Source organism: Micromonospora sp. HB375, from assembly GCF_017872985.1.
Lineage (GTDB): Bacteria > Actinomycetota > Actinomycetes > Mycobacteriales > Micromonosporaceae > Micromonospora > Micromonospora chalcea.
This window is the reverse complement of record NZ_JAGGJO010000001.1, coordinates 5788886-5801361: the sequence shown is the minus strand read 5'-3', so window position 1 is coordinate 5801361 and position 12476 is coordinate 5788886. Positions and strand designations below refer to the sequence as shown.

Here is a 12476-nt window from a genome sequence, read left to right as displayed (position 1 = left end):
CGTGCAGGAGACCCTCACCTGCCATCGTCGGCCAAGAGTGGCGGGATCGGGCCCTCCGCAACAGGTCCAGGTCTCCGGCTAGGCTGGTACCAGCGGGATGCGGATGGTGTGCGCAGGAGTGCGACGACGGGACGAGGCGAGATCCCCGCGAGAGGTGGGGAGGTCGAGATGGCGGATTTTCTGCTGCCGGTCAACCCGCAGAGCACGGTTCCGCTCTACGAGCAGATCATCACGGGGCTCGAGGACGCGATCCTCGCGGGGCAGTACGACGACGGCCCGCTGCCCAGCACCCGCCGTCTGGCCGAGGCGCTGGGCGTCTCCCGGAACACGGTGCTGACCGCGTACGACCGGCTCATGGAGCAGGGCCTGATCGCGACGATTCCCCGGCGCGGCCTCTACGTCTCCTCCGAGGCGGTGGTCCGGATGCGGGCCGCGCGCCGGACCTCCCGCTCCGCGACACGGCCCATCGACTGGGAGGCACGGCTGCCCGAGCCGCCGCCCACCCCCGTACACCGGGACCCGGCGTGGTCGCGGGCGCCGTTCCCCTTCGTCGTCGGCCAGCCGGATCCCGGCATGTTCCCCACCGGCGCGTGGGAGCGGGCGCAGCGCGAGGCGGTACGGCAGGACGGGCTGTCCCGGGTGATCGGGGACGCCGGCCAGGCCGACGACCCGCAGCTCGTCCGCCAGCTCTGTGAGCACGTGCTGCCGTCGCGTGGCATCTCGGCCGAGCCGAACCAGGTGATGATCACGCTGGGCTCGACGCACGCGCTGCACCTGCTGGCGAGCGTCCTGGTCCGGCCGGGCAGCGTCGTGCTGGTGGAGGACCCGGGCTACCCCGACGCGCGGACGATCATGCAGATGGCGGGCGCCGACGTGGTGCCCGGCCGGGTGGACGAGGACGGCCTCGTCGTGGAGGACCTGCCGGCCGACCTGCACGGCGCGGAGCTGGTGTACGTCACGCCGAGCCACCAGTACCCGACCGGCGCGACGATGTCGGCGTCCCGGCGTGAGGAGCTGCTGCGCCGGGCCGGCGCGGCGGACGCGGTGGTGATCGAGGACGACTACGACCCGGAGATGACGTTCCGGGGCATCCCGGCGGTCGCGGTGCGGGCGCTGGACGACGAGGACCGCGTGGTCTACCTCGGCAGCTTCAGCAAGCTGCTGGCGCCGGGCCTGCGGCTCGGTTACGTGGTGGCGTCCCCGGCGCTGGTGGAGGCGATGCGGGCCCGCTCCCGCTACGTGCTGCGCCACCCGCCCGGACCGATGCAGCGCGCCCTGGCCCGGATGATCGCCAGCCGGGACCTCGCCCGCCACGTGCGGCGTATCCGCGCCCACTACCAGGGGCTGTACGAGGAGATGACGCGCGCGATCGAGCGCCACGTGCGCTGGGGGCCGCAGCCGGTGCCGCGCGGCGGCCTGGCCCGGTGGATCACCGGCCCGCCCGGTCTGGACGCCGGGCAGCTCGCCGTCGACCTGCGCCGCCAGGGTGTCCTGCTCGACCCGGGCGAGCCGTACTGGACCACCCGCCCCACCCCGCGTCACCACTTGCGGCTGGGGTACCAGGTGATGCCGCTGGACCGGATCGACGAGGGGGTCCGGCGGGTCGCCGCGGCCGTAGAAGACCAGGTCCGGCCACGGCTGGTACCCCCACCGACCCGGAAACTGGACGTTCCCCTCCGGGGTCGGAGTTCGTAACCTCCGACGCCATGACGTCGGACACCCATGCCTCCCTCCGCGCCGGCCATCTCGTGGACGAGCAAGCCGTCGTGTCGCTCACCCAGGACCTGGTCCGCATCCCCTCGACCTGGGACGCCGCGCAGGGGCGGAGCGAGCAGCCAGTGGCGGAGCTCGTCGCGCAGGTCATGCGGGGCTTCGGCTGGCGGCCGGAGGTCACCGAGGTCGTTCCCGGGCGGCCCAACGTGGTGGCGGTGGTGGAGGGCGGCCTGCCCGGTCCGACGCTGATGTTCGAGGGGCACACCGACGTCGTCACCGAGGGTTCTCCCGAGGAGTGGACGGTCGACCCGTTCGGCGGCGACATCGTCGACGGGCGGCTGTACGGTCGCGGCTCCGCCGACATGAAGGCCGGCGTCGCCGCGATGATCCACGCGGCCCGGGCCGTCGAGCTGGCCGGACCGTTCCCGGGCCGGATCGTGGTGGCGGCCCTGGTGGACGAGGAGGGCCAGATGCTCGGCGCGAAGCACTTCACCACCACCGCGCTGGCCCGCGAGGTGGACGCCGCGATCATCTGCGAGCCGGAGGCGGAGGAGATCTGCGCGGTCGCCAAGGGCGCGGTCCGCCTGCTGGTCACCTGCACCGGCAAGATGGCGCACGGCGCGATGCCGCAGCACGGCCGCAACCCCGTTCCGGCGGTGGCGGAACTGGTGGCCGCGCTCGGCCGGTACCAGAAGGAGCTGCAGGCCGACCCGGGGGAGCACGAGCACCTCGGCCTGACGTTCCTGACCCCCACGGTCCTGGACGCCGGCTCCGCCGACCAGCTCAACGTCATCCCCGGCCGCGCCGTGCTCGGCGTGGACTGCCGGACCGTCCCCGGCGTCGACCACGCCGCGCTCGCCGCGCGCGTGCGCTCCGACGCCGACGAAATCGGCGCCCGGCACGGCGTCAGCTTCGCCGTCGAGGTCGTCGACGACCGGCCGTGCGCGGTCACCCCGGAGGACCACCCGATCTCCCTGGCGGTGGCGCAGGCGCACAGCGCCGTCACCGGTACGGCGCCGGTCTTCGGCGGTGTGCCCGGCGCGACCGACGGCACCATCCTGTGGCGCGACAGCGGCATCCCGAACGTGGTGTACGGCCCCGGCCCGAAGTGGATCGCCCACCAGCCCGACGAGTACGTCGAGGTCGACGACATCGTCCGCAAGACCAGGGTCTACGCCGAGGCGGCGCTGGCCTTCCTCACCGGCGCCGCGACGGGTGCGGCGTCGTGACCGCGCAGGAGCTGCTGACCGCGCTGCCCGCCGGCCTGCCGATCGGCGCGGGCTGGGCCACCACCGCGCAGACCGCGCCGGTCCGTTTCCCGTACGACGGCAGCACCGTGACCCAGGCGCCCTGGGGTGACACCGCCGACGCGGAAGCGGCTGTCGACGCCGCGCACGAGGTCGCCGCGGAGATGGCCGGCCTGCCCGGTCACCGGCGGCGCGCCATCCTCACGACAGTCGCCGCCGAGGTCCGCGCCCGCGCCGACGACCTCGCCGAACTGCTGGTCCTGGAGACCGGCAAGCCGCTTGTCGACTGCCGGGTCGAGGTCGCCCGCACGCTCGTCACGCTGGAGACGGCGGCCGAGGAGGTCGGACACCTCACCGGCGAGACGGTGGCACTGGACATGCAGCCGGCCGGCGAGGGCATGCTCGGCTTCTGGGTACGCCGACCGGTCGGCGTCGTCGTCGGCATCACCGGGTTCAACTACCCGCTGCTGCTGGCCGCGCACAAGGTCGCGCCGTCGGTGGCGGCGGGCTGCCCGGTGATCGTCAAGCCGGCGCCGAACACGCCGCTGGCCACGCTGGTGCTGATCGACCTGTTCCGCCGGGCGGGCTGCCCGGCCGCCGGCGTCCAGCTCGTCACCGGCGGTGTCGAGGTCGGCAAGCTCCTGACCACCCACCCGCGCGTCGCCGCCGTGTCGTTCACCGGGTCCGCGCAGGTCGGCCACCAGATCGCCCGCGCCGCGGCCCCGCGCAAGGTGCTGCTGGAACTCGGGTCCAACGCGGCGCTCGTCGTCGGCCGCGACGCCGACCTCGACCGGGCTGCGGAAGCGGTCGTACGCGGCGGGTTCTACGCCTCCGGCCAGGCGTGCATCAGCGTGCAGCGGGTGATCGTCGAGGAGCCGGTCCGCGAGGCGCTGCTGGACCGCCTCCGGCCGCTGCTGGCGAACGTCACCACAGGTGATCCCCGGTCCGCCGACACCCGCGTGTCCGCCCTGGTGGACGAGGCGTCCACCGAGCGGGTCCACTCGTGGGTGGACCGCGCGGTCGCCGCCGGGGCGCGCTGCCTGTCCGGCGGTACGGCGCAGGGCCGGGTGCTGCAGCCGACGGTGCTCGTCGACGTCCCCGAGGACGCCGAGTGCTGGGCGGAGGAGATCTTCGGGCCGGTGGTCTGCGTCCGGTCGGTGCCGGATATGGACGCAGCAGTCGAGCTGGTCAACCGGTCCCGCTACGGGCTCCAGGCCGCCGTCTTCACCCGCGACCTGGCGGTGGCCCTCGACGTGGTGCGCCGCCTCGACGTCGGTGGCGTGCTTGTCAACGAGGTGCCCGGCTTCCGCGCCGACAACATGCCGTACGGCGGCGTCAAGGACTCCGGCATCGGCCGGGAGGGACCGCGCTTCGCCATGGAGGAGCTGACCGTGACCAAGATGGTGATGATCAGGCCATGATTCGGAGTGGGAGCACACAGGCATGGTGATCTACTTCGTCCGGCGGCTGGCCATCCTCGCGGTATCCCTGTTCGCCGCGTCGATCCTCGTCTTCACGATGCTGTCGCTGCTGCCGGGCGACCAGGCGCAGGCGATGCTCGGCGTGAACGCCACCCCGGAGGCGCTGGAGGCGCTGCGGGAGCAGTTCGGGACGAACCGCCCGTTCACCGAGCGGTACCTCGACTGGGCCGGCGGCCTGATCCGCGGTGACTTCGGCATCTCGCCGCTCAGCGGGGTGTCGGTCGGCTCGGAGATCGGCGACAAGCTCGGCGTGACGGTGCCGCTGATCCTGGCCGGGATGACGCTGGCGCTGCTCATCGCCGTACCGCTGGGCATCCTCGCCGCGGTGAAGAGCCGGACCGCGATCGGCACGGCGCTGTCCGCGCTGAGCCAGGTCGGCATCGCCGTTCCGTCGTTCTGGCTCGGCATCCTGCTCATCACCGTGTTCGCGGTGAAGCTGCAGTGGCTGCCCGCCGGCGGGTTCACCGGATGGGACGACTTCGGCGGCGCTGTCCAGGCCCTGCTGATGCCGGCGCTGGTCCTCGGCGTGGCCCAGGGCGCGATCCTGATGCGCTACGTCCGGTCCGCGGTGGTCGAGGTCATGCAGGAGGACTTCATCCAGACCGCGCGGGCCAAGGGGCTCAGCCGCTCGCAGTCGCTGACCCGGCACGCGCTGCGCAACGCGGCCATTCCGGTCATCACCGTCCTCGGTCTGCAACTCGCGACGCTGCTCATCGGCACCGTCGTGATCGAGAACGTCTTCGGCCTGCCCGGTCTCGGCCGGATGCTGCTGCAGGACGTGGGCAACCGCGACCTGCTGAAGGTGCAGGGCACGGTGATGGTGCTGACCGCCGCGGTGCTTCTGATCAACTTCGTCGTCGACGTGGTGTACCACGCGGTCGACCCCAGGCTGAGGAGCAAGGCATGACATCAGTCGCCGACGCCCCACCGGACGCCACCGCCGACGTCGTCGCGGCCGGCCCGGTCAAGCCGCGCCGCCGCTGGAACCTCACGCTGGTGATCGGCGCCGGCCTGGTGGGCCTGGTCGTCCTCACCGCGCTGGTGTCGTTCCTCTGGACGCCGTACGACCCCACCCGGGTCGACCCGTCGCAGACGCTGCTCTCCCCGGGCGGCGACCACTGGCTCGGCACCGACCACTTCGGCCGGGACATCGTCAGCCAGCTCCTCGTCGGCGCGCGGACCACACTGTTCGTCGGCGTCGTCGCGGTGGCGATCGCGGCCGTCGTCGGCGTACCGCTGGGTCTGCTCGCCGCCACCGGGCACCGCTGGCTCAGCGAGCCGGTGATGCGGGCGCTGGACATCGTGTTCGCGTTCCCGGCCATCCTGCTGGCGATCATCCTGGCCGCCGGCTTCGGCGCCTCCACGCTCACCGGCATGATCGCGATCGGCGTCGCCAACGTCCCGGTGTTCGGCCGCCTCACCCGGGCCGGCGCGATGCAGGTGCTGCAGAGCGACTTCGTGCTGGCCGCGCGCAGCTACGGCCGCCGGGGCGTGGTGCTCATGGTCCGGTACGTGCTGCCCAACATCGCGGCCCTGCTGATCGTGCAGGCGTCGGTGTCGTTCGCGCACGCGGTGCTCGCCGAGGCGGCGCTGTCCTACCTCGGGTACGGCACCCCGCCGCCGACCCCCACCTGGGGCCGGATGCTCCAGGAGGCCCAGAACTACTTCGTCGTGCAGCCGATGCTGGCCGTCTGGCCCGGTCTGGCCATCGCCCTGTCGGTGCTCGGTTTCAACCTCATGGGCGACGGGCTGCGCGACGCCCTCGACCCGCGGCTGAGAGGACGGTGACCGGCGTGAGCGGGCTCGTGGTGGAGGACCTCGTCGTCAAGGTCCACGACATCCAGGCCGTCAAGGGCGTCTCGTTCGAGATCGGGCGGGGCCGGCGGATGGGGCTCATCGGCGAGTCCGGCTGCGGCAAGTCCCTGACCGCGCTCGCGCTGATGGGCCTGCTGCCGCACGGTGTGACCGCGTCCGGCCGGGTGCTGCTCAACGGGCGGAACCTGCTCGACCTGTCCGACAAGCAGATGTGCGCGGTCCGCGGCAACGACATCGCCATGGTGTTCCAGGAGCCGATGACCGCGCTGAACCCGCTGATGCGGGTCGGCAACCAGGTCGCCGAGTCGCTGCGGCTGCACAAGGGGATGAGCCGCGCGGCGGCCTCCGCCCGCGCCGTCGAACTGCTCGAACGGGTCCAGCTGCCCGAGCCCGACCGGACCGCGCGCAAGTACCCGCACCAGCTCTCCGGCGGTCAGCGCCAGCGCGTCGTGCTGGCCATCGCGCTGGCGTGCGACCCGGCCGTGCTGGTCGCGGACGAGCCCACCACCGCGCTGGACGTCACGGTGCAGGCGGAGATGCTGCGGCTGATGGACACGCTGGTGCGCGAGGAGGGCGCGTCGCTGCTGCTCATCACGCACGACCTGCCGGTGGTCGCCAGCATCTGCGAGGAACTGCTCGTCATGTACGGCGGCTCGATCGTCGAGTACGGCGACGTGACGACCGTCTTCGACTCGCCCCGGCACCCGTACACGGCGGGCCTGCGGGCGTCGACGGTGCTGGAGAGCACCGACGGCAGCGGCCGGCTGTCGACGATCCCGGGCCGCGTGCCGTCGCTCGGGTCGTTCCCCACCGGCTGCGTGTACCGCAACCGCTGCCCGCGCGCCGACGACGTCTGCGGCACCGTGCCGCTGCTGACGGCGCCGCCCGGCAGCACCCAGCGGGCCGCCTGCCACCACCCGATCGAGAGCGACCAGCCCCTAGGAAGCGGGAAGGCCAGCGCATGACCACCACCCCGTTGCTGGAAGCCGTCGACGTGGTGCGCGAGTACCGCGCCCCGCGGCGGTCGCTGCGTACGCCGGGCCAGCCGATCCGCGCGCTCGACGGCGTGAGCGTGCAGGTCCACGAGGGCGAGGCGTTCGGCATCGTGGGGGAGAGCGGCTCCGGCAAGTCGACGCTGTCGCGCATCCTCATGGCCCTCGACCAGCCGACGTCGGGCACCGCGTTCTACAACGGCCAGCGCATCAGTGGCGTACCGGAGCGGAAGCTCGCGTTCCTGCGGCGCGACGTGCAGATGGTGCTCCAGGACCCGATGTCGTCGCTGAACCCGCGGATGCGCGTCGCGGACATCATCGCGGAGCCGATGCGCGCGCTGCGCCTGCCCGGCGACCACCGGGCCCGCGTGGCCGAGCTGATGCACTCCGTCGGCCTGCCCGAGGAGGCGGTGACCCGCTACCCGCACCAGTTCTCCGGCGGTCAGCGGCAGCGCATCGCGATCGCCCGCGCCCTCGCGGCCGGGCCCAAGGTCATCGTCGGGGACGAGCCGGTCAGCGCGCTCGACGTGTCGGTGCGCGCGCAGATCCTCAACCTGCTCACCGACCTGGCCGAGCAGTTCAAGCTGACCCTGATCCTGGTCTCCCACGACCTCTCCGTGGTCCGGTACCTCTGCGACCGGATCGCGGTGATGAACCAGGGCCGGATCGTCGAGACGGGTGACACCGAATCGATCTACTCCGACCCCCAGCACCCCTACACCCAGAGGCTGCTGTCCGCGGTGCCCACCCTGAGCGGCGACCTCCTGGACCGATTCAACAGGAGCAGCACATGAGGTTGGTTGACCGCGTCGCCGTCGTCACCGGAGGCGCCAGCGGCATCGGACTGGCCACCGTCGGCCGGCTGGTCGAGGAGGGCGCGCGCGTCGTCATCGCCGACCTCGACGGCGACCGCGCCGCCGAGGCGGCCGCCGGCTTCGGGTCCGCCGTCGTCGGCGTGGCCTGCGACGTCACCCGGGCGCAGGACTGCCGCGCCGCCGTCGAGACCGCCGTCGAGCGGTTCGGGCGGCTCGACCTCATGCACGCCAACGCCGGTACGCCGTTCACCGGACCGGTCGACGAGGTGGACCAGGCGACGCTGGACCGCGTGATCGACGTCAACCTCAAGGGCGCGTTCTGGACCGCGCAGGCGGCCGTGCCCGCGCTGATCGAGGCCGGCGGCGGCTCGATCGTGTTCACCGCGTCCCTGCAGGCCGTCATCGCCCGCCCCCGGTACGCGCCGTACACCGCCGCCAAGCACGGCGTCATCGGCCTGATGAAGGCGCTGGCGCTGGAACTCGCGCCGCACGGCATCCGGGTCAACGCGATCGCCCCGGCGGCGACCGAGACGCCGATGCTGTCGGCGTTCCTCGGTGGCATGGGCGACGTGCCGGACAGCGCCCGGGAGAACTTCCGCGCGTCGATCCCGCTGGGCCGCATGGCGACGCCACGGGACTCCGCCGACGCGGTGGTGTTCCTCGCCAGCGAGGAGGCGCGGATGGTCACGGGCCACACGCTCGTCCTCGACGGCGGCACGACGGCCGGCTGAGGCGTACCGTGACCAGTTCGCTGGCGGACCCTTCGTACGAGGGCACGATCGGACGCACCTACCACGACTCGACGGAGCACTGGAGCGCGCCGCCGTCGGCCGCCCCGGGCACCCCGAACGTGGTGTACGTGCTGCTGGACGACGTCGGGTTCGCCGACTTCGGCTGCTTCGGCGCCGAGATCGACACCCCGACGATCGACCGGCTGGCCGCGTCCGGGCTGCGGTACACCAACTTCCACACCTCGCCGCTGTGCTCGCCGACCCGGGCCAGCGTGCTCACCGGCCGCAACCACCACAGCGTCGGCATGCGCATGCTGTCCAACTTCGACAGCGGCTTCCCCAGCGGCCGGGGCCGGATCACCCACGCCGCCGCCACCGTCGCGGAGATGCTCGCCGACGCCGGGTTCAACACCATGGCGGTCGGCAAGTGGCACGTCGCGCCGCTGGAGCACACCACGCCGTCCGGGCCGTACGACCAGTGGCCGCTGGGGCGCGGCTTCGAGCGGTACTACGGCTTCCTGGAGGCGGAGACCGACAACTTCTATCCGGAGCTGGTCCACGACAACCACCAGGTGGACCCGCCGGCCACCCCGGAGGAGGGTTACCACCTCACCGAGGACCTGACCGACCGGGCCATCGGGTTCGTCCGGGACCAGACGTCGTTCACCCCGGAGAAGCCGTTCTTCCTCTATCTGGCGTACGCCGCGGCGCACGCCCCGCACCAGGCCCCGCCGGAGTACCTGGCGAAGTACCGGGGCCGCTACGACGCCGGCTGGGACGTCGTCCGCGCGGACCGGCACCGGCGGCAGATCGGGCTGGGCATCATCCCGCCGGACGCGCCGCTGCCACCGCACAACCCCGGCGTCGTGCCGTGGGACGACGTGCCGCCGGAGCAGCGCCGCCTGTTCGCCCGCATGCAGGAGGCGTACGCGGCGATGGTCGACCACACCGACGCCCAGCTCGGGCGCCTGGTCGACTTCCTGGAGCGGATCGGCCGCCTCGACAACACGATCTTCGTCCTCATGTCGGACAACGGGGCCAGCCCGGAGGGCACGCCGCTCGGCACGCTCAACCCCACCGCCTTCCAGAACCGGGTGCCGGAGAACCTCCAGGACAGCCTGGACCGGATCGACGAGATCGGCGGCCCGCGGGCGCAGAGCAACTACCCGCTGGGCTGGGCGCAGGTCAGCAACACCCCGTTCCGCCGCTACAAGCAGCACACCCACGAGGGCGGGGTCCGGGTGCCGTTCGTGCTGAGCTGGCCGGCCGGTGACGTGCCCGGCGGGCAGGTGCGCACGCAGTTCCAGCACAGCATCGACGTCACCGCGACGGTGCTCGACCTGGTCGGGGTGCAGCCGCCCGCGGTGCGCCGGGGCGTACCGCAGATGCCGCTGCACGGCCGCAGCTTCCGCGACGGGCTGCGCGACCCGGCGGCGCCGCCGTCGCGGGACCGCCAGTACTTCGAGATGTTCGGCCATCGTGGCATCTACCACCAGGGCTGGAAGGCTGTCGCGTTCCACGAGCGCGGCACCTCGTGGGACGAGGACCGCTGGGAGCTGTACCGGATCGACGAGGACCCGACCGAGAGCCGGGACCTCGCCGCCGAGTACCCGGAGGTGCTGCGGCGTCTCATCGAGGAGTTCTGGATCGAGGCGGCCCGCTACGACGTGCTGCCGCTGGACGACAGGGGATTCGCGGTCCGGGCCCGGGTGCCACGCCCCGGGTCGGTGCGGGACCGGCTTGTCTTCACCTACCTGGCGGGCGTACCGACTGTGTCCGGCGCGGCGGTGCCGCCGACGATGAACCGCTCGCACGCCATCACCGCGCGGGCGCGCCGCACCGACGCGGCGCAGGGCGGCGTGATCGTGGCGCTCGGCAACGTCAGCGGCGGCTACGTGCTGCACATCAAGGACAACCGCCTGGTGTACGAGTACAACTACCTCGGCGAGCACCACGTGCTGCGGTCCGAGGGCGAGCTGCCGCTGGGCCCGGTGGAGCTGACCTTCGAGCTGACGAAGACCGCCGACTGCCAGGGCGTCGGCCGGCTGTACGTGGACGGCGAGGCGGCGGGCGCGGCGCTGTTCCCGCGGTTGCTGCCGTTCTTCCACGGGTTCGCGGGCATGGACATCGGGCGCAGCATCCACTCGCCGGTGTCGCCGAGCTACCCGGCCCGGCACGAGTTCTCCGGCGAGATGGAGTACGTGCGGTTCCGGCTGGCCGCGTCCGAGGAGGTCGGCGAGCCCATCGCGGCGGCGGACGACGTCGCGCCACGGCCGTCGGCCGGCGTGGGGTTCGAGGTCGTGGACTGACGCGCGCGGCGCGTACGGCGACGGCGCGTGGACGGACCTCGTTGTCCGTCCACGCGCCGTCTGTCTGCGGGGGCCTCAGCGCAGGGCCAGGCCCCACAGCGGGTCCTCCAGGAACCGCCCGACGTGGGCGAGCACCCGGCTGCCCAGCTCCCCGTCCACGAGCCGGTGGTCGAACGACAGTGACAACTGCACCGTCCACCGGGGAACGACCTGCTCGTCGACGACCCACGGCATGCGGCGCAGCGCGCCGAGACAGAGGATCGCCGCCTCACCGGGGTTGAGGATCGGGGTGCCCGCGTCCACCCCGAACACTCCGATGTTGGTGATGGTGACGGTGCCGCCGGCCAGGTCGGCGGGACGGGTGCGGCCCTCCCGCGCGGTGGCTGCCAGCTCGTTCAGCGCGACCGCGAGGTCCCGTACCGGAAGGGTCTGCGCGGCCTTGACGTTCGGCACCAGCAGGCCGCGCGGCGTCGCGGCGGCGATGCCGAGGTTGACGTCGGCGAACCGGACGATCTCCTGGTTCCCCTCGTCCCACCGGGCGTTGACGTCCGGGTGCCGGCGGATCGCGTCCAGCAGCGCCAGCGACGCCACGAGCAGCGGGCTGACCTTGATGCCCTGGAAGGACGGGTCCTGCTTCAGCCGGTCCACGAACTCGACGGTGCCGGTCATGTCGACGGTGAGGAACTCCGTGACGTGCGGCGCGGTGAACGCGCTGGCGACCATGGCGGCGGCCGTCGCCTTGCGCACCCCGCGTACGGGCAGGCGCTCGTCCCGCCGGGCGTCGGTCGCCGCTGCCGGGCCGGTGGTGTGGTCGAGCAGGTCCTGGCGCGTGATCCGGCCGCCGGGGCCGCTGCCGCGCACGTCGGCCAGTTCCACGCCGAGGTCCTTGGCGAGCTTGCGCAGCGGCGGCTTGGTGAGCGCCGGCGGTCGGGACGTGTGCGGCCGGCGGGCCGGCTCGGCCGGGCGGACCGACGGCGTGGCGCGGCGGGGCCGGCGGGTCCGCGCCTGGGCGGACACCCCGTAGCCCACGAGCACCGCGGTACGTTCCGCCGCCGGCTCGTCAACGGCCGGTTCGTCAGCGGTCGGCGGCGCGGCCGCGGGCTCGTCGGCGGGCGTCGCCGGGCCGTCCCCCGGCACCCGGATCGCGATGATCGGCGAGCCGACCTCGACGGTCTGCCCCTCCTCGGCGAGCAGGCGGTCCACCACCCCGGCGTACGGGCTGGGCAGCTCGACGACGGCCTTTGCCGTCTCGATGTCCACCAGGATGTCGTTGAGGCCGACCGGATCGCCCGGAGCGACCCGCCAGGTGACGATCTCGGCCTCCGTGAGGCCCTCGCCGACGTCGGGCAGGCGGAACTGCTGAACGCTCACTG

Annotated in this window: 10 protein-coding genes; 9 read left to right on the top strand and 1 reads right to left on the bottom strand. The window is 73.0% G+C overall.

Going from position 1 to position 12476, the window contains the following annotated elements; all coding sequences use genetic code 11:
• Positions 1–168 precede the first annotated feature (168 nt).
• Genes J3R08_RS25605 through J3R08_RS25565 form a run of 9 tightly spaced genes read left to right on the top strand, consistent with a single transcriptional unit; the run spans position 169 to position 11103 of the window.
• Positions 169–1695: a PLP-dependent aminotransferase family protein gene (locus J3R08_RS25605; RefSeq protein WP_030503866.1), complete on the top strand. Its 1527-nt coding sequence runs from the start codon at positions 169–171 to the stop codon at positions 1693–1695.
• A gap of 11 nt (positions 1696–1706) precedes the next feature.
• The gene (locus J3R08_RS25600; protein WP_043328753.1) at positions 1707–2942 is read left to right on the top strand and encodes a M20 family metallopeptidase; all 1236 of its coding nucleotides are present in this window, start codon (positions 1707–1709) and stop codon (positions 2940–2942) included.
• Complete coding sequence (locus J3R08_RS25595; RefSeq protein ID WP_209963025.1) at positions 2939–4381, top strand: aldehyde dehydrogenase family protein; 1443 nt, start codon at positions 2939–2941, stop codon at positions 4379–4381. Before J3R08_RS25600 ends, J3R08_RS25595 begins: the two co-directional genes overlap by 4 nt.
• 22 nt (positions 4382–4403) lie before the next feature.
• Positions 4404–5348, top strand: coding sequence for an ABC transporter permease (locus tag J3R08_RS25590; RefSeq protein WP_209963021.1), 945 nt, complete (start codon positions 4404–4406; stop codon positions 5346–5348).
• Positions 5345–6229: an ABC transporter permease gene (locus tag J3R08_RS25585; RefSeq protein ID WP_043328759.1), complete on the top strand. Its 885-nt coding sequence runs from the start codon at positions 5345–5347 to the stop codon at positions 6227–6229. The genes J3R08_RS25590 and J3R08_RS25585 overlap by 4 nt, the downstream gene beginning before the upstream one ends.
• Before the next feature lie 5 nt (positions 6230–6234).
• On the top strand, positions 6235–7221 hold the full coding sequence (locus J3R08_RS25580; RefSeq protein WP_280841741.1) for an ABC transporter ATP-binding protein: 987 nt from the start codon (positions 6235–6237) through the stop codon (positions 7219–7221).
• A complete protein-coding gene (locus tag J3R08_RS25575; protein ID WP_030503861.1) occupies positions 7218–8042 on the top strand; it encodes an ATP-binding cassette domain-containing protein in 825 nt (274 codons plus the stop codon). The genes J3R08_RS25580 and J3R08_RS25575 overlap by 4 nt, the downstream gene beginning before the upstream one ends.
• A complete protein-coding gene (locus J3R08_RS25570) occupies positions 8039–8794 on the top strand; it encodes an SDR family NAD(P)-dependent oxidoreductase (RefSeq protein WP_187693386.1) in 756 nt (251 codons plus the stop codon). The genes J3R08_RS25575 and J3R08_RS25570 overlap by 4 nt, the downstream gene beginning before the upstream one ends.
• A gap of 8 nt (positions 8795–8802) precedes the next feature.
• The gene (locus J3R08_RS25565) at positions 8803–11103 is read left to right on the top strand and encodes an arylsulfatase (RefSeq protein ID WP_209963018.1); all 2301 of its coding nucleotides are present in this window, start codon (positions 8803–8805) and stop codon (positions 11101–11103) included.
• A 75-nt stretch (positions 11104–11178) separates the two neighbouring features.
• Here the strand turns inward: J3R08_RS25565 and J3R08_RS25560 are convergent, their stop codons facing one another.
• Positions 11179–12474 (bottom strand): dihydrolipoamide acetyltransferase family protein, encoded by a 1296-nt coding sequence (locus tag J3R08_RS25560; RefSeq protein ID WP_209963016.1) that lies wholly within the window; start codon positions 12472–12474, stop codon positions 11179–11181.
• Between the last annotated feature and the right edge of the window lie 2 nt (positions 12475–12476).